General features: G+C 51.6%; 17 protein-coding genes. 12 read left to right on the forward strand and 5 right to left on the reverse strand.

Annotated features, from left to right (window positions below):
- Window positions 1–21 precede the first annotated feature (21 nt).
- From EGM51_04645 to EGM51_04670, 6 genes are all read left to right on the forward strand, one after another.
- Entirely contained in the window at window positions 22–2,136 is a 2,115-nt protein-coding gene (locus tag EGM51_04645) for a sensor histidine kinase (protein ID QBG46718.1), read from the forward strand.
- 15 nt (window positions 2,137–2,151) lie between these two features.
- A complete protein-coding gene (locus EGM51_04650; protein QBG46719.1) occupies window positions 2,152–2,784 on the forward strand; it encodes a response regulator transcription factor in 633 nt (210 codons plus the stop codon).
- A gap of 113 nt (window positions 2,785–2,897) precedes the next feature.
- The gene (locus tag EGM51_04655) at window positions 2,898–3,659 is read left to right on the forward strand and encodes a PEP-CTERM sorting domain-containing protein (GenBank protein QBG46720.1); all 762 of its coding nucleotides are present in this window, start codon (window positions 2,898–2,900) and stop codon (window positions 3,657–3,659) included.
- Window positions 3,660–3,684: 25 nt separating this feature from the next.
- Entirely contained in the window at window positions 3,685–5,610 is a 1,926-nt protein-coding gene (locus EGM51_04660) for a hypothetical protein (protein QBG46721.1), read from the forward strand.
- An 89-nt stretch (window positions 5,611–5,699) separates the two neighbouring features.
- Window positions 5,700–7,886, forward strand: a complete 2,187-nt coding sequence (locus EGM51_04665) for a glycoside hydrolase family 16 protein (protein QBG46722.1) — start codon at window positions 5,700–5,702, stop codon at window positions 7,884–7,886.
- 197 nt (window positions 7,887–8,083) lie between these two features.
- Window positions 8,084–11,086, forward strand: coding sequence for an FAD-dependent oxidoreductase (locus EGM51_04670; GenBank protein QBG46723.1), 3,003 nt, complete (start codon window positions 8,084–8,086; stop codon window positions 11,084–11,086).
- On the opposite strand, the gene EGM51_04675 is transcribed toward EGM51_04670, so the two are convergent.
- The 3 genes from EGM51_04675 to EGM51_04685 form a co-directional block, all read right to left on the reverse strand.
- The gene (locus tag EGM51_04675) at window positions 11,087–12,973 is read right to left on the reverse strand and encodes a hypothetical protein (GenBank protein QBG46724.1); all 1,887 of its coding nucleotides are present in this window, start codon (window positions 12,971–12,973) and stop codon (window positions 11,087–11,089) included.
- Between the two features lie 3 nt (window positions 12,974–12,976).
- On the reverse strand, window positions 12,977–14,806 hold the full coding sequence (locus EGM51_04680) for an N-acetylgalactosamine-4-sulfatase (GenBank protein QBG46725.1): 1,830 nt from the start codon (window positions 14,804–14,806) through the stop codon (window positions 12,977–12,979).
- 81 nt (window positions 14,807–14,887) lie between these two features.
- Window positions 14,888–15,643 (reverse strand): AraC family transcriptional regulator, encoded by a 756-nt coding sequence (locus EGM51_04685; GenBank protein QBG46726.1) that lies wholly within the window; start codon window positions 15,641–15,643, stop codon window positions 14,888–14,890.
- 170 nt (window positions 15,644–15,813) lie between these two features.
- Here EGM51_04685 and EGM51_04690 point away from each other — a divergent pair, with 170 nt between their 5' ends.
- The 4 genes from EGM51_04690 (at window position 15,814) to EGM51_04705 (ending at window position 20,284) form a co-directional block, all read left to right on the forward strand.
- The gene (locus EGM51_04690) at window positions 15,814–17,190 is read left to right on the forward strand and encodes a Gfo/Idh/MocA family oxidoreductase (protein ID QBG49242.1); all 1,377 of its coding nucleotides are present in this window, start codon (window positions 15,814–15,816) and stop codon (window positions 17,188–17,190) included.
- Complete coding sequence (locus EGM51_04695) at window positions 17,135–18,064, forward strand: DUF1080 domain-containing protein (protein ID QBG46727.1); 930 nt, start codon at window positions 17,135–17,137, stop codon at window positions 18,062–18,064. Before EGM51_04690 ends, EGM51_04695 begins: the two co-directional genes overlap by 56 nt.
- A 100-nt stretch (window positions 18,065–18,164) precedes the next feature.
- Window positions 18,165–19,139 carry a sucrase gene (locus EGM51_04700; GenBank protein ID QBG46728.1) on the forward strand — a complete coding sequence of 325 codons (975 nt, stop codon included), beginning with the start codon at window positions 18,165–18,167 and terminating at the stop codon, window positions 19,137–19,139.
- Window positions 19,136–20,284, forward strand: coding sequence for a helix-turn-helix domain-containing protein (locus EGM51_04705; GenBank protein QBG46729.1), 1,149 nt, complete (start codon window positions 19,136–19,138; stop codon window positions 20,282–20,284). Before EGM51_04700 ends, EGM51_04705 begins: the two co-directional genes overlap by 4 nt.
- A 16-nt stretch (window positions 20,285–20,300) precedes the next feature.
- On the opposite strand, the gene EGM51_04710 is transcribed toward EGM51_04705, so the two are convergent.
- Window positions 20,301–21,329, reverse strand: a complete 1,029-nt coding sequence (locus EGM51_04710; protein QBG46730.1) for a LacI family transcriptional regulator — start codon at window positions 21,327–21,329, stop codon at window positions 20,301–20,303.
- A gap of 174 nt (window positions 21,330–21,503) precedes the next feature.
- Here EGM51_04710 and EGM51_04715 point away from each other — a divergent pair, with 174 nt between their 5' ends.
- A complete protein-coding gene (locus tag EGM51_04715; protein ID QBG46731.1) occupies window positions 21,504–22,982 on the forward strand; it encodes a glycoside hydrolase in 1,479 nt (492 codons plus the stop codon).
- 120 nt (window positions 22,983–23,102) lie between these two features.
- Here the strand turns inward: EGM51_04715 and EGM51_04720 are convergent, their stop codons facing one another.
- Window positions 23,103–23,426, reverse strand: a complete 324-nt coding sequence (locus tag EGM51_04720; protein QBG46732.1) for a LacI family transcriptional regulator — start codon at window positions 23,424–23,426, stop codon at window positions 23,103–23,105.
- Between the two features lie 201 nt (window positions 23,427–23,627).
- On the opposite strand from EGM51_04720, the gene EGM51_04725 reads away from it, so the two are divergent.
- A complete protein-coding gene (locus tag EGM51_04725) occupies window positions 23,628–25,199 on the forward strand; it encodes a glycoside hydrolase (protein ID QBG46733.1) in 1,572 nt (523 codons plus the stop codon).
- The last annotated feature ends 19 nt before the right edge of the window (window positions 25,200–25,218 follow it).

Below are 25,218 nucleotides of genomic sequence, written 5' to 3' on the forward strand. Positions count from 1 at the left end.
GCGTAAAAAACGGTTCAGCGTATGGTGTCTGGGGTTTGTGCTATGGTCCGGATATACGTGGGGCAGGTTCCGATTACCTCCATTCTGGAGATACGCCGGTTAACTGCGGAGCAGGCGGAACTGGGCTACCCGGTCGCGGTTGAGGCGCAGGTGGTTCGGGTGAATCCGTATAAAAACCATTTTTTTATCAATGACGGCGAGTTTGGTATTTTTGTCGGAGGGATATCGGAATCTCCCTCGATTGTTGAATCGCTGAACGCGGGCGATGTGGTGCTGGTTTGCGGAAAAACAACAGCGGGTGCGTTTATGCCGGACATTCAGGCTACGTCTGTACAGGTTCGGGGCAACCGGCCGCGGCCGGAGCCGATGCAGATTTATAATACAGATTTTGTGAGTACAGGCAGTGACTGCAAATGGGGTTGGATCCGGGGCCGCCTTCTGTCCATGAAGATTTCGGCTGATCAAACGGCCATTTTACTCGAATTGATTGATGTCGACAGCGAAGAGTATGTGGTTGATCTGCCGTATTCTGAATCCAATGAGCAACGGATCAGGGAGCTGATGTTCAGCTTTGTGAAGTTGAGTGCTGTCTGCGGAACCGTGGCGAATGAAAACCGGCAGATGGTCGGCCGTATTTTTTATGCTCATTCAGCGGATGATTTTCTGCTCTCAGGGGAGGAGTGGCTGCTGAATACGGTTGATACTGCCGAAATTCATGAACTCCTGCGCTATAAAGTGTCATTTAACCGTCCGTTCCGGACTCATGGCACTGTGCTGTATTCCCGGGATCAGGAGATGGTACTGCGGGGCAGACGGGCCTGTCTTAAAGTGGCTCTGAATGATCCGGTTGATGTGGAGCCCGGGGTTGAAGTTTCATTGACCGGTTTCATCTGGCTCCAGCCGGTCAGTCCGGCATTCCGGGCCGGTAAGGTTGAGGTGACCGGTAAAGCGGACAAGCCGCTTCCTGTACTGCTGGATCTGTCGGAACCGCTTGATCCTCTGATGAATTATGATCTGGTTCAGGTGGATGCGGAACTGATCGAAATCAAGAAAGACTATGCCAAAGGCGGTACAGTTCCGCAGTATACTATGCGCTGCCGCTCGGCCGGTGAATTTTTTGAAGCACGCCTGCCGGCAGGGATACAGCCGACAGGCCGGATTGATCCGGGCGCGTTGCTGCGTCTTTCCGGTATCTGTAATATGCAGCGGGATGATGCGGAATACCTGAATCTGGTGATATCCGGTTTCTGGATGCAGTTGCGCGGAACGGCGGATATTGAAGTACTCAGTCCGCCCCCCTGGTGGACAAAAGCCCGCCTGCTCATGCTGCTCGGCGGGGTACTGAGCATTACGCTGATTTCCATGGTCTGGATTGTGATCCTGCGGAAAACCGTGGAACGTCAGACCCGTATTATTGCCGAAAAAGTGGAGCGCGAATCGATCCATGAAGAGCGGCAGCGGATTGCCCGGGAACTGCACGATAATCTGGAGCAGGGCCTGGCCGGGGCGATTTTTCATCTGGGAGGGGTGCGGCGTATTTTCCGGAAGAGTGCTGAAAAGAATTTCCGGCATCTGGCCGATTTGGCGGCGGCGGGCAATCTTGAGGGTGTGCATGCTTTTTCCGGGAAGTGGAAGACGGAAACGGATCAGAATGCAGAGGCGCTGGAAGCTGTCGAGCATATGCTCTCACACTGTTCGGAGGAATCGAGAACCTCGATTCTCGACCTGCGCGGCGGTCTGCTTGAAAAAATGGATCTGGCAGAAGCGGTCCGGGTCAGCTTCCGGACCCTGGAAAAAGAACGGGGGATTAAAGTGAACATCAGGATTGATGGGCAGCCCCGCCGTTTTGTACCGGCGGTGGAGCGGAATGTTCTTCTGGTCATCAAAGAGGCGGTTTCCAATGCCGCGCGGCATGCTTCGGCGGATCGGATTCATGTGAAACTTGATTTTTCGGCGGGCCTGAAGGCAGTGGTTATCGATAACGGATGCGGGTTTGATTTAAAGGAGCAGTCGCAAGCCGGGCGTTTCGGGCTGCAGGGTATGCAGGAACGAATGCAGAACATAAAAGGTTCGTTAAGTATTGAAAGCAGAAAAGGCGAAGGTACCGTGGTGACAGCGGAAGTGGCGTCGGTTTAGAAAGGGGCGGATGATATGGACCAATGTATTCGAATTCTGATTGTTGATGATAATCCCATGATGCGTTTCGGACTGCGGGGCAGCCTCAGTTCTGAGGAGGGATTCAAAGTGATCGGCGAGGCGGCAAGCGGGGAAGAGGCCCTGGCTTTTGTTCGGGAGTATCGACCGGATGTGGTTACGATGGATTATAAAATGCCCGGAGGAAACGGGATCGAGGCCACGACAGAAATTTTAAAGGATGTGCCGGAAACAAAAATCATTCTCCTTTCGGTGTTTGATTCGGAAGAGGATATCTGGAAGGCCGTTCAGGCAGGGGTCTGCGGTTATCTGACCAAGACTGCCGGTGATGTGGATGAACTGATTGACGCGGTTAAAACCGTGGCGGCCGGAAAAGAATTTTATCCGGAAATTATTGCTCAGAAACTGAAAGAACGGCGTAAGATGTCGGACCTGAGTCCTCGTGAGGTCGAGGTGCTCAAGTTGCTGGCTGCGGGGCATTCCAATAAGGAAATGGCTGCTGCACTGGGGATTTCAGATGAAACGGTAAAAGCGCACCTTGCAAACCTGCGGTCCAAACTCGGGGCCAGTGACCGTACGCACGCGGTAGTGATGGCCTATGAAAAAGGCATTCTTCATTTAAATGAATAATTCAGACGCTCCATCCCCCAAATAGGGAATCCTTTTTGAGCACTTACGTTCTCATTGTGAATGGTATACGTGGGTATCAAATGTGAACTGTAATAACAAAAAGGAGATTCTGGATGAGTAAGAGGATGTATTTTGCGTGCGGTGCGGTTGCACTGGCTCTGGGGGTTTGTGCGGATGTTTCGGTTATTACCGCGGTGAATCCCGCTGAGGGATGGTGGAGCAACGGTGTCAACAGCAGCAATAAAACGATGGGGGCATCGGCAACCATTACAGATGCAGGGGGCACCTATTCCGGTTTTACCGGCATCAGCAGTGTGGCGGGCAGTATCGGCGGAAACATTCTCCACGGCAGTATTGCAACAGACAATCCCGGAACAGCGGCAGAGGCACTGACCGATAACCGTCTGGATACAGGGGTGGGTAATCCCAGCGACAATACGCAGTTCTGGCTGGGGGAGACGGTCTCATCGCGGCACTTGCTGGCATTTATTTGGACCGGTACCCGAACGGACAATGGATCAACGAGTTCATGGTACGATCAACCAGCATCCATTACAGCTTTTGATAGCAGCGGTTCGCAGGTCGGAAGCACGGTCAGTGTTCCGGATGTGGGCGGTGAACATTTCGGACGGGTGAATCTGGGGGGATATACGGCTTTAAATGACCGGGGTATTTTCGGGGTCACGGTTGACATTGCCGATTTCGGCGGAACGGCTTCCGAGATTGCCTATGTCAGCATCGCCGGCACCCCCAGAACAGATACAACAGATATGATGTATGTCGGAACCGCTGCTGTTCCGGAACCTGCAACGCTCGGACTGATTGCTCTGTCCGGCGGAGCGGTACTTTGCATACGCCGCACGTTTATGATCTGAACGGAAAATTACAGGAGAAAGAGAAATGAAGAAACTATTATTCACTATAGCAGCAGGCTGTGCCGCTGCATCCGTTCAGGCGGGCGATCTACTGAACTACCTCGATAAAGTCGGCACTCCGTCGGACGGCGGCAGCGGACCGGTCATCTGGTATAAAACGGCCAGCACTCCGAATGACGGTACGGCCGGGGCGCAGTATACCTTGACCTGGGGCCAGCCGATGACCCGACTTTCAACTGATTTCTGGGGGAATGCAGATTCGGCGTTCGGTCTGGAAGCCGGTGCTTCCGGAGGAGCTAATATTGCGAATGCATCGGGGCTTTTTGCATCGGGCGATACCGGGACGGTATGTATGCTTTTCCGTACACCGAGCAATATGGCACCGGCTACGGTTTACAGCGTGTTCAACCAGGGACTGTGGGGGGACGGAGCGCCGTTTGAAATCCGAATCTATGATGGTATACTGGAAGGCAGTACGACGGAAACCGGCGGTGCCCGGCCGACCTGGGACATGATCAGTGGATTGAAAGGCGGAACCTGGTATTATGTAGCGTATGCCTGGGACCTGACTCTTGAAAGCGATACGCTTTCCTGGTATGCGGGTGAACTGGGGGTAAGCCTGAATAAGGGAACACGGACCATTATTTCGGCGGGTATGGACTCCAAGGCTGTATTTGTCGGGGGGCGGCCTTCCGGAGGTTCTTTGGATGACGGAGCTGTACAGAGTTTTGCTATTTATGAACGTATGCTGTCAGAGCAGGCGATTCAGGATCAGTTCGCTACAACCCTTTCCGATTCTGCGCAACGCTTGACGGATTATTCTGAAGTGATTGCCAACCCGGCAGATGGAGGTTCCGGCCCGGCGTTATGGTATAAAACCGCCAATCAGCCCAATCTGGGATCGGCAGACAGTTCCTATGTCCTGACCTGGGGCGGAAAAATGACAAATACGACGGCTGATGTGTGGGGCAATGAGGATGCTGCCTTCGGTCTTGATTATACGGTCGTAACCAATGGGGGGCTTAAGTATGCCAATGTGGCATCCTCATCGGGACTGTTTTGCACCGGCGATACCGGAACGATTACGTTCATGTTTAAAACGGGGTCAGCAGATGAGCTGACCGGTTTCGATTCGCTGTTCAATCAGGGTATCTGGGGCGACGGACAGCACATTGAGGTCGGTATTGAAAACGGACAGCTCCGGGTTACTCATTTCGACAGCGCCTGGACAAATGATGCCGGACGCCGGAAGACCTATTGCGGTGAAGCACTGGAAAGCGAAACCTGGTACTATTTCGGTATGACCTGGGATCTCGGGCTGAGCACGAATCAAATGACCTGGTTCAAAGGCCGGGCGGGTGATGTTGAACTTGAATCGGGCCGTGCAGGTATGACGGCATCGGGAAATACAGCCAGGTCTATCCTGTTTGCAGGCCGCAATAACTACTATCCGTTCAAAAATGGATTTTATCAGAATATTGCGATCTATGAGCGAGCTCTTTCGGAAGCTTCCATGCACGCGATGTTTGATGCAATTCCTGAGCCGGCACCGCCGGGTTATGATGGATTCAAGGAATTTTTCGGAATGCTGGGTGAACCGAATTCGGGGCCGAATGATGACTATGATTCCGATGGGCTGAACAATCTTTATGAGTTTGCTCTGGGCGGACATCCCGCCAATGGGACGATAGAGCCGGCTATGCTGCCGACGATGACGTTAGAGGGAAATTCGGTTGCCTATACCAACGTGATGCTGACTGCCGGGGATGCGGGAATCAGCTATCGGGTTGAGCAGTGTGATGATCTGATTACCGGAACCTGGACCAATGCGGGCTGGAGTTCGGTTTCAACCAATCTTACGGCCGATCCTGATTTTAATGTCATGGTTCATGAATTGGATGCAGGCGCTAAAGACCGGCTGTTTATTCGCCTGAAAATCACACAGCCGTAACTGTTTCATCTCAATTCCCTTTCACAGGGAACAGGGTGCTCTGAAAACAGAGCGCCCTTCTTGTTTATTTATAATAGGGTTGGTGAATTATGAAAGCAGAACCTATTCGATATACTTTGGCAGTCTGCTTCGGACTGATACTTTGCCAGGCCTGGGCTCAGGATATTGATCCGGCGAGCGATCCGGATGTACAGCCGGCTTCCGCTACCTCTTTGAACGGTTACCGACTGGCCTGGTCGGATGAGTTTGACGGAACGGCGGTTGATGAAACCAGATGGAATTACCGGGAGGGGGATGACAGCCGAAGCTTTGTAAAAAGCTACCAAACCTCGGCGAATAATACGGTTTCCAACGGACTCTATCACTGCATATTGAAAAAAGAGTCTATGGGCAGCAAAGAGTTCACTGCCGGCGGGCTCATCAGCTCTAAACAGATGCGTTACGGTTATTATGAATCCCGTTTCAGATGTCCGCCGACAGGGGGATGGCACACCTCGTTCTGGATGATGCCGTATAAGGGAGGTGGATCGCCGGTGATTGAACTGGATGTGTTTGAAAATGATTCGGTCAATCTATATGATTATTCCGTAAATGTGCACCGCTGGAAACCCGAACCGCATATGATGTTTGGAACCAGGAAAATCGATACTCCGAATTTGAGTGCCTCGTTTCATGTTCTGGGCTGTGAATATACACCGGATGCGGTCCGCTACTTCTTCGATGGTGTTTTGGTGCAGGAAGTCGATGCGACTGCGTTTCCCCACGGTGATATGAATATCTGGCTGACTTCGCTGGGGCTGGTATATGACGGGCAGCCGACTATTGACGAGTCGCAGCTCCCGGTTGAAGCGCAATACGATTATGTCCGCTATTTTGAACTCGGACCGCACGCCACGGTCGAGATTGTTTCTCCGATTTCCGATGGTGCAACCCTGACGGATACGAATACGACCGTCGTGCTTCAGGCGGCAGTGACGGCGGTCAATACGGGAGCGGTTCCGACGGTTATCTGGTCAAAACAGTCGGGACCGGGCTCGGTTGTTTTTGATGACACCTCCTCCACCAATACGGGGGTGCGATTTGCTGCAGACGGCTATTATGAAATCATGTGCTCTGCAATTATCGGGAATATTACTAATTCAGATACTGTTGCCATTGCTGTGAATGCGCCTTTAAGCGTGACGTTACGAAATGGTGCCGACGGATATGAGCATGCTGCAACGTTCATTCGTGAGGATTATCCGGATCTGAATTCCGGGGCGGATAATGAGCTGATTGTCGGTCGCTGGGGAGGAGGGGCTTTACGCGGCCTGCTGGAATTTGATCTGAGTGTGCTGGGTTCAAATGCGGTTATTCAGGCTGTGGAACTTTCTCTGTATAATTACGGAGGTGCTGGAGCGGTGGGTGATATGGAACTTCGTGAATTGAGTAGGTCTTTCATTGAAGGAACCGGAGATGGAGGTGGGTGGAATGATGGAAATGGGGACGGTTCAGGGGCCACCTGGTTTTCGCGTACCGGTTCTCAGAACTGGAGCACGGCCGGCGGTGATTTCTATCCTGCACTTCTATCTTCGCATCCGGGATATGACGCCACGGAAGCCGGTTATAAAACATTTCCCACTTCATCCCGTTTTGTTGATTCCGCGCAGTCCGCCCTGAATGATGTGCAGCCGCTTAAACTCATACTTTCGTCTCCGGAGGCAGAGAGCAGCCCGGACGGCAATATTAGCCGGTTCCGTTCCGACGATGCTTCGGCGGCAGATGAACGTCCGGCGCTTAAAGTGAGTTATCTTGGAAATTTTATTCCGGAGATAAGCGCGGGATCTGATCTGGCGGGAATCATCAACCGTCCGGTTGTTCTGCAGGGCAGTGCCCGTTATGCGGATGAGGTGGAATGGCGGCTGGTCAGCGGGCCCGCTCCGGTGAATTTTCCGGATCCATATGTACTTACAAATACGGCACTTTTTGCTGCTCCCGGGCGTTACCGGCTACGCCTCGCGGGAACCAGTACACAGGGAAGCGGATATCAGGAGATTTCTGTCTCCGTAGTCGATGAACCGCCGGTATTCCATGAAGCGGAATTGGTGGGCGATGCTTATGTATTTGAAGTCAGTGCCGTAACCGGACTGACCTATACCATACAGCTTTCGACCAACCTGATGTCCGGAAGCTGGAAGGATCTCTATACGACAAATGCAGATACTGATCCGATATTCATTGAAGTTCCGTTTTCAACAAACAATGCCGGTTTCTACCGTCTGATTCTTAAACCGTAAAATTTAACAATAAATATGCACTTATGCGCTGTCCGGTAGTTCTTTAGACCACTGGCTGAATGTACAGCTTTTGAAACGCGGGAAATCAGGTACCCTGAGTGGCGCAAAAGTGGTCAAAAGATGCTGTCTATGATGTATATGCCGGTGCGGCGGATACGTATATATAGCATGCTCAAGGAAACAGGAGTATTGGAGAGATGATGAAAGCTTTAATCTACTCATTGGTATTAGGCTTACTGGCTGGTGCCGCTGAAGTAACGCATGCGGATCATGATATCCGTGCATATTGGAGAATGAATGATGGAACCGGGCATACTGTTGCCGATTCATCGGGCAATGGAAATACCCTTCAGTTGACCAATTTTGCCTGGTCTGCAGGGATAAACAGTCCGGCCGTTACCATGAAAACGGGAGGATTGATTTCGGCAGAAAACAGCAAGACGCTGAATCCTGAAAAATCGATCTCTATTGAAGGTTGGGTGGCACCATGGAATCCGAATTACAAGGATTCTCCAACATGGGTCCATAAAGAAGGATCTTACAGTCTGGGTTTTATTCCCGGTGGAAAAATCGGGGCGACGATCTGGATTGACGGGAAATCCCATACCGTTCAATCGAAAAAATCCGATTTTCCGAAAACGGTCTGGATTTATGCGGCGGCCACCTATGACGGCGAAAAATTAAAGCTTTATATCGACGGAGAAAAAGATTCGGAAATCGCGGTCTCCGGAAAAATAGATAAAAGTGAATCTCCGGTATTTATCGGTTCGCAGAATGGGAAACATATTCTTTGGAATTCGATCGACGAAGTCCGGATTTCCGGCAAAGCACTGAATGCGGAATTTATTGCTGAAACGCATCTTGCAGGGCGTTTTGAAGTGGAACGGGCCGATGCACGTTTTCAGGCTTTTTTCCATAAGGGCGAAAAGCGGAAAGCAAAGGAAGTGGTACCCGGTTATATCTGGATCGATGCTGAGGATTTTGATGAATACGGCGGCTGGTGGCTGGAAACCCAGTTTGTCCCGCAGGTGGGGTCGCCCTACATGCTTGCCGCGGGAACCGGCGAGCCGGTGGAGGATGCTGTAACGAAAATCCGCATTGAAAAAGCGGGTACTTATAAACTCTGGGTTCGCAGCCGCAACTGGATTAAAGAGCACAACCCGGGCACCTTCAATGTGATCGTAAACGGCAGAAAATCTGAAACGGTGTTCGGTACGGAGCCGATTCAGGAGTGGGTGTGGCAGGATGGCGGTACTTTTGAGCTGGGTATTGGTGAAGTCGAACTGCGGCTTCATGATCTGACCGGATGGTACGGTCGTTGTGATGCGATTATTCTGACACGGGATATGGCTTATGTTCCGCCTTTTGTTCTTGCAGGGTACAAAGGGGAACAGCGCCGTCTGACCGGTCGTGGAGCAGACGAAGTCACTGTGGGCGATTATGATGTGATTGTCGTGGGTGCTGGTGCTGCCGGCATTAATGCGGCTATTGCCTCGGCTCGTACGGGAGCCAAAACCGCGCTGATTCAGAACCGCCCGATGATTGGCGGAAACAACAGTACGGAGATGGGGGTTCCGATTCTCGGTCCGGCTGACTACGGAAAGAAGAACGCCCGCGAAGGCGGTTTGAATGAGGAAATCGGACGTCTGCGCTCCTATAACTTCATGAAGAAATGGAGTAACGGAGCTGAGGTCGTGGCCGCGCGGGAGAAGAATCTGACCATTTTCCTGAATACGCATGTTTACGATGTGGAACGTACGGATGGCAATCGTATTACGGCGGTTCGGGCGTTTGATATGATTGACGGGCATCTGACGCGCTATACCGGAAAACAGTTTATCGACTGCACCGGTGATGGCTGGGTTGGTTATTATGCCGGTGCCGAACTGCTGCGCGGCCGTGAACCGAGCTGGATGTTCAACGAAAGTCATGCGCCGGAAGACGGCGATATTTTCACGATGAGCGGTGCGTTGTTCCACTCCTCGAAACTGGCCTACGGCAGTGTGGATACAGGGAAACCGACTCCGTTTAAAGCACCTTCATGGGTATGGGATCTATCGGATAATACAGAAGCGCTGGAGGCGCGTAAAGGGGTGGAGTCAAGTTGGAAAAGCGGTACCTGGTGGCATGAAAACCGGAATGAAGTGGACGATCTCTGGGATCCGGAATCCGCACGTGACGGACTGATCAATGTCAGTATCAGCTATTGGAACTGGATTAAAAATGTGTCGAAATTCAAAGAAAAAGCCGCCAATCGGAAATTGACGCAGCTTCCGCTTACCAACGCCAAACGCGAAACGCAGCGTCTGGTGGGCGACTATATTCTGACGCAGGATGATGTGCTGGAGGCCCGTCATTTCGAGGATGCCATTGGTAACGGTGGATGGGGCTTGGATATCCACCATCCGGAAGGAATCTTTTCCAAGGAAGGTCCCTTTGATTTCAATACCCATACGCCGCTGTATAATATTCCGTTCCGGATTCTCTATTCCAGAAATGTGCCGAATCTGTTTATGGCGGGGCGGAACGTTTCCTGTTCGCATGTGGCGCTTGGAACACTGCGTGTGCAGGCTACTACAGGCGTGATGGGTCAGGCGGCCGGTACTGCGGCTGCAATGTGCGTGCAGAAAGGTACGGATCCCCGGGGAATCTACGAGCACCATATTCGGGAACTGCAGCAGCAGCTGTTGAAAGATGATGTGTACATTATCGGTCTGCGAAATGAAGATCCGAATGATCTCGCGCTGATGGCTTCTGTTTCGGCGTCGAGTGAAAAGTCGGCGCTGTTCAGTGCACAAAACGTTATTAATGGCGTAACCCGTATTGTTGATGATGAAATGAATATGTGGGCGTCCGATCCGGAACAGGAACTGCCGCAGTGGATTGAGCTGGATTTTGGCGGTAAGAAAAAACTGAATGCGGTGTATCTGACCTTTGACACCGATGTGAATGAGGCCAAGCGGGCGACCTGGGAGTGGAAAAAAGAACATCGGATGCCGCCGGAAGCGGCCCGCGATTATCAGGTTCAGGTTCAGATCGGTAACCGCTGGAAGACCGTTGCGGATGTGAAGAGCAATTATCAGCGCCGGCGTATTCACCGTTTTGAAACCGTGAAAACAGAAAAAATGCGTGTGGTGATCGCTGCCACCAATGGCGATCCTTCCGCACGCATTTACGAAGTGCGCGCATATAATGAATAATTAACGGACCAGTTCAACGCGTAGCGTTGCCAGCGACGCCTTCCATTTCTTCGGGGATTCCAGCTTGAAATGGAAGGTGTTTTCTTTTTCAAGGATGCCGTCGGGCAGTTCGAAATGAAGCGGGATAAAAAGATCCTTTATACCGGCGGTGAAACCAAGCGTAATGGTTTGTGTATGCCCGTTGATGTGAAGTGTTAACGTCGAGCCCGGAGCAAAACCGTTCGGGCAGGCCAGGGTGGGGATGACCGTTGTGTGTCCGGCAGGGCGATGTGGAAGGTTGAGTGTTATGCGGGCTTCGCCATCCTGCAGACTTTGAAGGGTCGTACTGGAATAAAAACGTTCGATCGTCTGGTTTGCCGGTTTTTCGGGCGCGGGGAGATCAGCGTATATTATGACGGTTTCTTCCGGCTGAAGCGTAAGATTGGAGCAGTCGATATGTTCCTGCGGCCGGAGATCAATCCGCCAGGTCTTGTTTTCCCAGCGCATACGGGCTGCAGTTGCGGTTGTTATGCTGCCGCATTTGAGGTGGATCCGTTTTTCAGTATCAAATGCATTGTGCAGCAGAACCATCAGCCGGTTTCCGCTCCGCATCGGCAGCGCGGTCAACCCCAGCTGTTCTTCGGGTGTTGTTTCCTGCCAATTGAATTTTACGCGTTTGCCTTCCAGAGCCTGGAAAAAACGGTAGAAATTATAAAGTGGAGTTCTGACCGGTTCCCCTTTTTCGTTGCGGGTGTACATGGCCTGACCGCGTTGCGGGGCGTAGCCCGGGTCGCTGACGGGCAGAATAAAGGGAACGGTTAACTGCACCTCCGGCCGCTGCATGAGCTGCATCCAGATCCGGGTGACGGTTGTACCGTATAGATAATAATTGATGTCGTTTTTCCAGGGACCTTTCTGAGGAAAAATATTCTGCCGGCCGAATTCGGTGATAATTACCGGAAGCGACGGCTCATTCCAGAAAGCCTGATGGTGGGCATAAACCAGATCGAGAAAGGCATCAGCTTTACCGAAATCCCAGACGAACGGGTTTCCGTTGGTGTAGGAATCATAAAAATTGGGGGAATCGTGGCGGGGATTTTCCAGTGCCCACTGTTCGGCGGAATAGAGGTGAAAATCATAGGCGGCTGCCACATTGCCGCAGGTTTCGACAAAGCGTTTTTCCCATCCGGAATCCGTCCATCTCCGGAGATCTCCGCGCGGGTGCGGCCAGGCGGTGCAGGGACCGGAAATTCCGGTATTCGGAAAATCGGTTTTAAGTTTTTGGGCAAGCAAGCGTGCAAAGTCGGCCTGGTCCTGTGGAGGCCGGGGTGAATTCCGCCAGTTCCCATCCGGTTCGTTGAGTGGAGAAAACCAGCGGGGCGGGGTCACATTGTCCGTTTGAAGTGTTTTCAGCCATTGATAAACGAGGTCGGCACATTTTTCAAAATCTTCAGGAGGAATGCCTTTGCGATGTTTGTCGACCATTGAGGCATCGGCATCGTACAGTTTCCGGTTTTCGGTTTTTGTAAATTCCGGATAGTTTCCACCGCCAAGGGCGTGAGGAGCTCCGGGATACCGTTTATCCGCATTCCGGTAAAATTCCACATAGTTCCGGATTTGCTCGGTCAGATCGGGATCCCAGCCGGCGCGCTGGCTGTCGCCCCCGTTATGTCCGAAATAAGGGCCCGTTCCACGTCCCGGCGAAATCCGCAGTTCCCGCAGTTCTTCCGCAAGCGCTTCATCGAACATGCCGGGGATGTGATAGGTGCGGAAATAGATGTTCCGGTCTATTTTCGCAGTTTTGTGCGGTCCGGCCTGGAGGGTAATAAACGTATTGGGTTCAATCTGAAGTGTTGCCGCCCGGCAGGCACAGGTTGCAAGGGCGATTACATAGTAACAGCGGGACATCTGCTAATGCCTGCCGGTATACCGGTCTGTATCCTGGGCGAGCGGCTGAGGGGGAACCCGTCCGTAATCCGGATCAAACCGGGGAATGCCCATGCCTTCGGGCGTCTGCCAGCCTTTGAAGGGTTTGTGCGTTACATAGACATAGTAGGGGGTAGAGATTTCGCCGCCGCCGGAAAAATAGGGGGCCAGTGTGGTCAGGCCTTTTTTAAGTTCCACCCTGAAGGTGATTTCCTTTGCTCCGGCCGGGATCGGTTTACTTTGTCTGAAATCCCCGATCTGTATGGTTGCCGTATCAAAGTTGAATCCTTTGTATCCGTTGGCTTCATTGATGGGCAGGTCGGCTTCGACCGGCCAGCGGCGCAGGGAGAATTCATAGATGCCGGCGTGTTCCGTTTCGACCGCCCAGTGTGCTTTTTTTGCATACATGCCATGCATGATCTGGGCCTGGTTCCAGGGGATCTGTTCGACCAGCCAGTCGTGGGAGCAGAGCTTAACAATGGGCGATTTATCGGATCCGATAATCATGTAACTGGTCAGGTTGTGTTCCCGGGAAACGTCGGCCCACCAGGTTTCATAGCTCCCGCGCAATCGTTCAACGACTTCGGGGTACTGTTCGGCAATATCGGTTTTCTGTCCGGGATCTTTGAGAATGTCATAGAGTTCTTTGCCGTCAACGAGTCGCCAGCGTTCGGTCATAACGGAGCATTTACGCCATTTAACCGGGTCGACTACGCGTTGTGTTTCAACCATGAGGGTCCGCTCCGGCCACGCACTGCCATCTGTATAGAGCAGATTTCGGATGCTTTTTCCATCGAAAGCAATATCCGGAGCATCCAGTCCGCAAAGATCGATAAGAGTCGGAAGGATGTCGAAGTGGGCGGTCAGCTGTTTCACACTTTTACCTTTATTCAGTCCGCCGCCGGGCCAGCGCAGAAAGAAGGGAACGCGGTGGCCTCCTTCGTATTGCGAGCCTTTGGTACCGCGCATGCCGGCATCAAATCCCTTGCCGCCCCAGATTCCGCCGGCCGTGCCGTTGTCGGTGGTGAAGATGAGGATGGTGTCATCGGTAATACCACATTTATCCAGCGTCTGGAAAAGTCGCGCCATGTTATCGTCAATATGCGTAATCATGCCGTAAAAACCGGCATTAGGAACTTCTGGATTGTCCTTATACCGATTGTAATATTCCTCCGGGCAGTAGAAGGGACCATGCGGGGCATTGGGGGTAATATAGACCAGGAACGGTTTGCCGGCTTTGGCATTCCGCTCGATAAAGCTGATGCCTTCATTGAACCAGATGTCGGTACAGAAGCCTTTGAACCGTTTCAGTTTTCCATTCACGGAATAGGTATCGTCAAAATAATCATTACCCCAGTAATCGGGGGCCTGACCGACACCGCCGGCCTGATGAATAACGGAATACTGAAAACCGTTGTCTTCAGGGCGGTAGGGATAGACATCACCCAGATGCCATTTCCCGAAAATGCCGGTAGAATAGCCGTTCTGGCTGAAAATATCGGCCATGGTGATTTCGCGGCGACGGATCATGTTGCGCCCCTGAACGGTGTGCCAGACTCCGACGCGGTTTGAATAGCGTCCGGTCATCAGGGCCGAGCGGGAGGGGGCGCATGTGGTATCGACATGGTAATTTTCGAGTCGGATGCTCCGGGCGCCGAACCGGTCGATATTCGGGGTCTGGATGAGGGTGTTTCCGTTGATACCGAGATCGCCGTAGCCCTGGTCATCGGTCATCACAATGACGACATTGGGTTTCTGTGCGCAGAACGCCTGTACAGCGAGCAGTCCGAAGAGAGCGAGTAGAAGTTTTTTCATGGTATCATCCTTGTGTCCCGGAGCTGTTTTTCAGCCGTCGGAAGTTCTGTTGGGTTAATAGGGAAAACGTTATAGCAGAGATCATTTGGACATTCCCGGCCCGCGACGATTTTTTTTGCGGTAGGCCGATGGCGAAATGTTGAGGTGAGAGCGGAAACTGCGGGTCATGGAGCTCTGGTCGTAGAAACCGCATTCGTCGGCAATTTGGGCAATAGAGCGGGTGGTTTCGGTCAGCATCCGGCAGGCGGATTTGATACGGAACTGAATAATATATTTCGAGGGGGTCGTACGGAAAAACTTTTTAAAATCCCGTTCAAACTTACTGACGGAGGCATGCATCAGAGCCGCCAGTTTCGGAATCTCGATCCGTTCGGAAAAATGATTTTCGATATAGATAAAAACCTGTTCAAACTGCTGGAAATGTTCGAGAGCGGCTTTGGAGCGTTTAATATCGCGGGCAATCCCGGCCAGTCCGATGACGTGTCCATTCTGGTCGTGAACCGGAATTTTAGTGGTGATAAACCAGTTCATGGTTCCGTCGTAGGACTGGTTGAGCTCGAGAATGTCATAGCTCGGTCGGTTGGACTGCATCACCTCAAGGTCATCTTTAATATATGCACTGGCCAGTTCCGGTGGACAGGTTTCCTCGGTGGTTTTTCCCAGTAGGTCGGTCGGGTTTTCATACCCCAGCCGCTGTGCAAAGTTGTGATTGAATCCGGTATAGCGGCTTTGCCGGTCTTTCATGAAAAAGTGGATGTCCGGAAGCTGATTGAACAGCGTTATGACGGAGGAGGGATCGCCCAGATTTTCTATAAATCTTTTATCAAAAAAATCCATATTCCGGCCTGAATTTAACGAAGGGATAGTTCTTTTGGTTGAATTTAGCCGAAATATTACAAAAAATGTCCCAGCGGTTACAAGAAAAGCGTCACTCTGTTTAGGTATGTTGTTCAGGCATCAGAAAAGCGGTTTTTACTGTAATCAAGGAGTGTTCAAGCATGAATAAAATGAAGAGAAGATCGGTGCTCAAAGCCGGTACCGCGGTTGCAACTGCACCCGCCCTGTTTTCCATCGGTAAGCCGGGACCGTCGGCCAACAGTAAACTGAATATTGCTATGATCGGAGCGGGTAATATTGCCGGAATGGCTTATGGCGGCTGCAAGGGGGAGAATATTGTGGCGTTGGCCGATGTGGATTCTAATATGTTCCTGCAACAGGCCGGCAAACATCCGGAGCTGAAAAAGGCCCGGCAGTTTGCTGATTTCAGGGTGATGCTCGATAAGATGGGGAATGAAATTGATGCTGTCTGCATCAATACGCCGGATCACACCCATTTTGTGGCGACCATGGATGCCATGCGCCGCGGCAAACATGTCTGCACCCAGAAACCCCTGACGCACAACATCTGGGAGGCCCGGATCTTGAAGAAGGCGAAGAAAAAATATGGGGTCGTTACCAATATGGCGGTGCAGGGGCATACGTTTGACGGAATTCGCCAGATGCGAGAATGGTATGAAGCAGATGTTTTCGGTCAGATTACAGAAGTGCACTCCTGGCGGAGCGGTCCTCCGTGGAAGGCATATAGCGGCGGGGATAATTTTTATTGGCATAAGCCCGCAGAGTTTCCGCCGCCGGCAGCGGCAGTACCTTCGAATTTCAACTGGGATCTGTGGAAGGGGCCGGTTGTGACCGATCTTCCGTTCAATCGGTTCTATCACCCCAAGAGCTGGCGCGGATTCAATATGTTCGGTAACGGAATTTTCGGCGACTGGATGCCCCATATTTCCGATGCTCCGGTCTGGATTCTGGATCTTTATGAACCGGCGGTGGTTGAGCTGGAAGAGAAAGAAGGCGGCAACGAATGGATGGTACCGGATGGAAACCGGGTACGCTGGGAATTTAAACAACGCGGGAACAAAGCCCCTTGTACTTTTTACTGGCATAATGGCCAGGGCGAGGTGGGTCCGGAATATTTTGATGACTGGACCTGGAGCAAAAAGCTGCCTTGGAGCGGAACCATCTATCGCGGGGAAAAACAGAACGGATTTACGGATCACCGTTCAAACCATCCGCGGCTGGCCAATAAAGAGGCGGCTAAAGCTTTTAAGGAATCGGGATATCCGGCAGAAAAATATCCTCGTATTGAGGGCGGGCCGTTTCAGGAATGGATTCGTGCAATCAAGGGCGATGGACCGGAACCGGGAGCTAATTTTGATTATGCTTCGGCGTTTACCGAAATGATGCTGATCGGTGTGCTGGCGGCACGCTTCGGAGGCCGGATTGAGTGGGATTCGAAGAATATGAGAGCCACCAACCGTCCGGAACTGGATGCGTTTATTCGGGAACCCGTCCGTAAGGGCTGGGATTATTCTGAATATCTTTAGTAACCAGCGCGGGAAGACACAGCGGGTCGGAGTGTTCCGACTCGCTGCAATGAAGGATGGAGACAGAATTATGAAAAAACTTTTAATCCTGGCCGGTCTTGTTGCGGTTTCTGCGTTTGCCGAAGAGGGGTTTAAGCCGATCTTCGATGGAAAGACATTGAGCGGATGGCACATTATGCAGAAACCGGCGGGCGATAAATATTATGCTACCGATGAGAACTTTTATGCGAAAGACGGCGCGATTCATTGTTTCCAGACGCCGGAAAAAAAAGGCGGCCTTCTGCTTAGTGACGAAAAGTACGGAGATTTTATTCTGGAAATGGAGATTAAAAGCGACTGGGGGTGTGATTCCGGCATTTTCCTTCGCTGTACGGAAGACGGCCGGGGTATTCAGGTGCTGAATGATTATCTGAAGGAAGGGAATGTCGGGTTCCTTTTCGGACAGGGTACGGGGGGATATATTTCCCGACCAATCCGGTTCTCGGAGGCGGGTGACAATGGCACAGCTTATGATGTCTACGATGGCGTTGAAATCGACGGTCTGAAATACGGTATTGATGCCGAAGGCTGGAATGCGATCTGGAGGCATGGTGAATGGAATACGGTCCGGATTAAATGTGTTGGTTCGGAACCGATCATTACGACGTGGGTTAACGGAGTGAAAATCATGGAAATGGATGGTACCGTGTATAAAGCCCGTATGCTGAGAGATGAAAATAAAAAGAATTGGTCCGCTCGGTCGGCGTGGGATCGTGAAAAGGTGCAGGATATTACCGGAGGGAAGGGTTCGATTGCATTTCAGATTCATCCGGGCGGCCGCTGGAAACCGGGAGGCGCGGCCATGTATCGTAATATCCGGATTAAAGCGCTTTAATTCTCCCGTCTGCGGTCATAGGTGCGGGCTGGCGTAAAAGTGCATGAATAAGCCGTTGCTGTCGGTATGAACCGGTTGCGCGGCTTTTTATCTTCCGGAAATGAAACTTCAATTGCTGCCCGTGCCTGATGAATCGGTATTTTCCGATCCGGATTATTTTATCTGGGGGGCATCGATGGTTCGGGAATCGAATGGTTTGTGTCATTTATTCTATTCCCGGTGGAAAAAAGAGTATGGCTTCAATGCCTGGGTCAGCCATTCGGAGGTGGCGCATGCCGTTTCTGAAAATCCGTCAGGACCGTACCGGCATCTTGATGTGGCGCTTCCGGCGCGAGGGGCGACGTACTGGGATGGATGTTGCACCCATAATCCGACGGTTCGGGAGGTGGAGGGCAGGTTTTATCTGTTCTATATGGGGAATACCGGTGACGGTAAAACGGAGCCGGATTCCGAGGTATGGAATTGGACGCACCGGAATAGCCAGCAGATCGGAGTGGCCGTTGCTGAACATCCTTCCGGCCCCTGGAAACGGACGGATCAGCCGCTGATTGCTCCGGATGAAACAGAATTGATGGTTTCCAATCCGGCGGTGACGCAAAGGCCGGATGGCGGTTTTGTCATGATTTATAAAGCGGTAAAAAAAGAGCGGCCGCTGCCGTTCGGCGGGCCGGTGGTGCATCGGGTGGCCTTTGCTGAAAAACCGACGGGACCGTTTGTGAGTGAGCCGTTTCCTATTTTTGGAAAAACAGGAGATGATTTTCCGGCAGAAGATCCTTTCCTCTGGTTTCAGGAAGATGAATTCCGGATCATCCTGAAGGATATGAACGGATCATTTTCAGGGGTGGGGCGCTCTTTGGTCATGTTTCATTCCAAGGATGGTAAAAACTGGAATCTATCAGATCCGCAACAGGTTTCCGGTTGTGATGTCCGGTTTTCAAACGGAGTATTGCGTACGTTTGATTTTCTGGAACGGGCTCAGTTGTTTATTGAAAGCGGCAAGCCATCCATCCTATTCTGCGCGGCGAGATCGGGGAATGATACGGTTAATATACATATCCCTGTCCGTACGGGATGAAGATGAAACGGGTCAGAGAAATTAAACGTGTGGCGATTCTTGTGGATTCCTCCACTTCGTGGTCGCGGTTGCTTATTGAAGGTATTCTTGAATATTCCAAGATTCATGGCCCCTGGCATATTCATCTGGAGCCGCAGCCGCGGGATCAATTGCTGCATCTGCCGGAGGGCTGGGAGGGCGATGGGATTATCTGTCGGGTTGCTTCCAAGGAAATTGCCGATCGTCTCCATACACTGAATCTTCCGGTGGTGAATATTTCGGCCATGCAGATTGAGGGCGCGGATTTTCCGCGGGTGATTACCTCGCCTGAATCGGAAGCCCGGCTGATTCTGGAAACGTTTAAATCGCGCGGTTTTCGAAATCTGGCCTATTTGGGTGATCTTTCACAGGCCTATGTAATCCGGCACTGTTCGATTGTGGAGTCGGAAATAAAAAAAGCCGGAATCCGTATGGACCGCTTTTCCACTGCCGAAGGTCGGGATATGACGGAGTGGCTGAAAAATCTTCCAAAACCGGTGGGGCTGATCTGCTGGGGACCGAGTCTGGGACATCAGGTGATCGATGCCTGCCAGCTGGCCGGTATTATTGTACCGCACGATGTTGCTGTGCTGGGGACGGACTATGATGAACTGCTGAGCGAAGCGTCATATCCTCCGCAGGCCGGTGTTCGTTTTAATGTGGAGCAGATCGGTATGACCGCCGCTTCGGTGCTCGATTGCCTGATGCAGGGAGAGGTGCCGAAGCAGAAAGAGTGGTTGCTGGAGCCAAAGGGCATTGTTGAGAAACTATCGATCGATACCGTCGCTGTGGAAGACCGGCGTATGGCATCGGTGATGCGTTATCTCAAGGAGCATGCACTGGAGCCGATTTCCGTTAATGATATTCTGAAGGCCAATCCGATGGCCCGACGCTCGATGGAGCGGAAGTTCCGCCAGCTCTATGGCTGCTCCATTGTGGATCAGATCCGCCAGCTGCGGATCAACCATGCCCGGAAGCTGCTGGCAGAAACGGATGAACCGGTTACGGTGATTGCCGAGGAGTGCGGTTTTTCCTCGTATAATTATCTGAACCGGGTTTTCAAGCAGGCCACCGGTCTGACACCCAGTCAATACCGTGCCGAGCAACATGCCGGTCCGGTGAAATAAGCGCTGTTGAAATCGGTTATTTTACAGAGTGGCGCTCCATCAGCTCCGGCGGCAGCAGTTTTTCCTTCGGTTTCGAAGTGCCGTTCTGAATTTGATGCAGCAACCGCTTTACGGCGGTTTGACCGATCCGATTTCCGTTCTGACGAAGTGTGGTCAGCGATGGAGAGAGGTAGGGGGCGAAATCAAGGTCGGCATAGCCGACGACGGCAAGATCTTCCGGTATGCGGAGACCGAGCTGCTCGGCGGCTTTATAAATCTGAGCGGCATAGATGTCGGTAATGCAGAAGACCGCATTGGGGGCGTTGCTTTTCCCGAGAAACTGAATCATTGGCTGAAGATTTTCCTCCAGGGTCCAGGTGCTGAGCGTCAGTTCGCGGATTTTTTTTCCGGCGGTTTCCAGCGTCCGGATAAAACCGGCGGCGCGCTGGCTGAGATTTTCAGAGGGACCGGAACTCTGGACAATACCGAACTTCCATCGTTTGGAAATAGAGAGTAAATGTTCGGCGGCGCACGTTCCGCCTTTGAATTCATCGGTGCCCACAAAATCAACCGGTTCGATATTTCTGAGCCGTGCATTTATGGTAACAACCGGAATACGGCGTTCGATGATTTCGGAAAAATGATTGGAATCGACCTGGTTTTCATGCGGGATCAGTAGGATACCGTCGACCCGGCGTTCGACCAGCTGGCGGATGCAGCTGCGCTCATCGGCATTTTCCGAGGTCTGCAGAACAATGGGGGCCCAGTCGGTATTGATGAGGGCATCCTGAATTCCGGTCTGTATATCTGCGAAAAAGGAGTCGCAGTTGGCGCGGGGAACGAGCACGCCGATACTGTAGGTTTTTCCGGCCACCACACTTTTGGCCAGCAGATTGGGGCGGTAGCCCAGCTGATCGGCGATCTGTTTGACACGATCCACCGTATCCGGTTTGTGTTTATGTTCTTTGCCGCCGAGGATACGCCCCGCCGTCTGGCGCGAAACGCCGGCCGATTCGGCAACCTGAGCCAGTGTTGCTGTCGATGTTTTATAGGTTACATTTTTCATACTGCTTCATTCCAGTTGATCGAAGAATACGAAAAGCGGGGAAAAAATCAAATAAAATGAGCACGAGAACATTTGTAGGTTGATTTTGTCCATTTCCAGAGTGTATATCCGTTCTGTTTAAAAATGAGCACGAGAACATTTGAGAAATGGATGAAGTGGAATGTATGTAGTTTAATGCTGTTTTTGGCGGTTGGTGTTCAGGCTCAGCATATGCCGGGGCAGTTTGAGGATGGCAGTGCGGAAGCCTATGTGGATTCCACAAATGGAAAACCGATTGTGCCGCGAATCGAAGAAAAGGATGGCAAGCGGTATTATTACTGGCCTAATTTTCATCAGTGGCAGAATGGTAAAATGCAGCTGCATAATGAACGGACGGATCATCCGGATGCGCAGTGGTGGCCGGAAGCCGGTTTAGGGCTGTTTATCTGCTGGGGTATGCCATCCGTGTTTGAACCCAACGGGGAAGGGTGGAGTGGCCGATGGACGCAGGATAAGGAGGAACGCGGGGTGTATTATCCGCAGACTGAACTGTGGAAATCCGTTGAGCACTGGAATCCGGAGCTCTATGACCCTGAAAAGTGGATGTCGGCGGCGGCAAAGGCCGGGTTTAAATATTCGGTGCTGACACTTAAACATCATGGCGGTTTCGCGATCTGGGATTCTGACTATGCGCTGATCGGTGTGCGGCAGTCGGCGAACGGACGCTGTCTGGTTGATCCGTGGGTGAAAGCCTGCCGCGACAACAATATTAAGGTCGGTTTCTACTATTCCGGTATGGATTGGTATTTTGAACGCGACTACATGAATTTCAGTATGCAGCCTGGTGACATTGTAAACTATAAAGGAGAGCATGTAAAAAGTCTGCCGAAGCGTCCGCCCGGTTTTTCGAAAGCTTATGAGGAATTCAACAATAACCAGGTTAAAGAAGTCATTGAAAAATTTGATCCGGACATCTGGTGGGGTGATGGTGGCCACGGGGCAACGCTGGAGCAGATTCGGAAATGGCGTCCCGGCATTGTCGTCAACAACCGGGGAATAGGCGGAGGAGACCATTGTACGCCGGAAGGGTTTCACATGGCCGAACCGCAGTATATTCGGAAGCCGATTGTTGAAAACGGCTGGTGGTGGGAAGTCAATGCCATTATTCAGGGAGGTTCCTGGCATTATGACCAGCATTTCGGTGAAAAGGTTTTCAGTACGGATAAGGTGCTGATGCAACTGGCTCAGGCACGTTGCATGGGCGGTAATCTATTGGCCTGCATCGGGCCCCGGCCAGACGGGAGAATGCAGGGGGATGCCTACCGTCTTTTTGATGAAATGGCGGAATGGATGGAAACAAATTCCAATTCGGTGTTCGGCATCAACGGCGGCGGTCCGTGGCCGGAGCTGGCCAGTGTTCCGGTAACCTGTCGTGACAATATCTGGTTTTTCCATGCCAGCAAAAATCAGCAAATTGAATTGAAGAAAATTGCGAAAAAGCCAAGGGCGGTCACGCTGATGGCAACGGGAGATCAACTGGATTATGTATTCAGGGACGGTAATCTGAAGGTGACCATTCCGGAGGAAAAGAAATCCAAAGTGGCAACAGATGTGGTGATTGTGGAGTTCGGTGATGATTTTGATTATAAGCCGTATCTGTTTAGGCATTGGTAGCAGTCGGTTATCTGAAACCGATGATTGGGGTTCTGTTAAAAAAACTATGAAAGGAATGAATGAGATCTGAGCAGGGGAGAAGAAGGTAGTTCCGATCTGAGTGATTGACTTTTTATTGGCTCAGATTAGTTGTCGAATGCAGCTTCGTTCGTCGGCTTTTTCTGATGTTTGAAGAATTATCGGGGCCCATTCGGTATCGGTCAGAGCATCCTGAATGCCGGTAAGAATGTCGGCAAAAAAGGAATCGCGATTTGCACGGGGAACAAGAACACCTATGCTGTAGGTTTTTCCTGAAACCACGCTCTTGACCAATAGGTTGGTGCGGTATCCGAGGTCGTCGGCAATCTGTTTTACACGTTCAACGGTATCGGGTTTATGCTTATGCTTTTTACCGCCGAGAATACGCCCGGCCGTCTGGCGGGATACGCCGGCGGCCTCGGCCACCCGGGCCAGCGTGGCGGTGTTTTTTTGTAGGTCTGATTGTTCATGTTTATATTTCCTGTTGTCTGGAAAGATACATGAACAGGTGGTTTTTTTAATCCCGATGAGCACGAGATCATTTTTTATATTGTGCTGTCCATATATGGCTTGTATATCCGTTTTATGTTAAAAGTGAGCACGGGAACATTTTAAAGGAGACGATGGATGAATATAAAGGGGATAGGATGGATTCTGATCTTGGTGGTTGGGGTAAATGCGCAGCATGTTCCTGGTCAGTTTGAAGATGGAAGTGTTGATACGTATACGGATTATGATGGAAATCCTGTAGTTCCTCGTATTGAGGAGCGCGACGGTAAACGGTTTTATTACTGGCCTCATTGGAATGAGTGGAAAAACAGTAAGATGCAGCTGCAGGGTGAACGGACTCAGCATCCCGATGCGCAGTGGTGGCCGCATGCGGGGTTGGGTCTGTTTATCTGCTGGGGAATGCCCAGCGTTTTTGAGCCGAATGGTGAAGGCTGGGCCGGGCGCTGGACACAGGCCAAAGAGGATGCCGGTATGTTTTATCCGCAGGCAGAGTTATGGGCTTCAACCAAAGGGTGGAACCCGGAGCACTACGATCCGGAAAAATGGATGTCGGCGGCCAAACGAGCCGGTTTTAAATATTCGGTACTGACGTTGAAGCATCATGGCGGATATGCCATGTGGGATTCTGATTATTCGGTTTATGGTGTGCGTCAGGAAATGGGCGGTCGCGATCTGGTGGCTCCGTGGGTGAAGGCCTGTCGGAACAACGGGATCAAAGTCGGGTTCTATTATTCCGGTATGGATTGGTATTTTGAACGCGACTATATGGATTTCAGTATGCAGGCCGGAACGCATGTAAACTGGAAGGGCGAAAAGGTGAAGAGTCTGCCGAAGCGCCCGCCGAGTTTTAAGCTGGCATATGATGAGTTTAATCAAAATTCAGTCAGAGAAGTGATTGAAAAGTTCGATCCTGATCTCTGGTGGGGTGATGGAGGACACGGTGCTACTGCTGATCAGATTCGTAAATGGCGTCCTGGGATTGTCTGCAATAACCGTGGAGTCGGCGGCGATTATGTAACCGCTGAAATGTTCGAAATGGCACAGCCGCAATATGTGAAAAAACCGGTCGTTGGCAATGGCTGGTGGTGGGAGGAAAATTCCATTATCCAGAAAGGGTCCTGGCATTACGATAAACATCTGGGCGAAGAGGTTTATCCGGCTGACCGGGTTCTGATCGAGCTGGCCCGTGTGCGTTGCATGGGCGGAAATTTTCTGGCGAATCTCGGGCCGCGTCCCGACGGCCGAATGCAGGACGATGCTTATCGTCTGTTTGATGAAATGGCGGAGTGGATGGAGACGAATTCCAATTCGGTATTCGGAATCAACGGGGGAGGGCCTTGGCCGGAAAAGTGCAACGTTCCGATTACCTGCCGCGACAACATCTGGTTTTTCCATGCTTTGAAAAATGAAGCAACCGCGAAGAATCCAATTATTCTGACCGATTCCGCCAAGCCGGTTTCCGTGACGCTGATGCGTACTGGTGACAGGCTTCCGTACGAATACAACGATGAAACGCTGGTAATGAGCGTCCCCGAAAAACTCAAAGCCGGCAATGTAACGGATGTCATTCTGGTTGAATTCGACAGGAAATTTGACCCCGGTCCCTATTGTTTTACGCATTGGAAATCGGATGGCAATATCCATGATAACGATGACTGGGGGGACAATGGCTGCAAAGAGGAGGGATAGCCGTTAGTTAAGCACACGA

This window comes from Verrucomicrobia bacterium S94, assembly GCA_004299845.1.
GTDB lineage: Bacteria > Verrucomicrobiota > Kiritimatiellia > Kiritimatiellales > Pontiellaceae > Pontiella.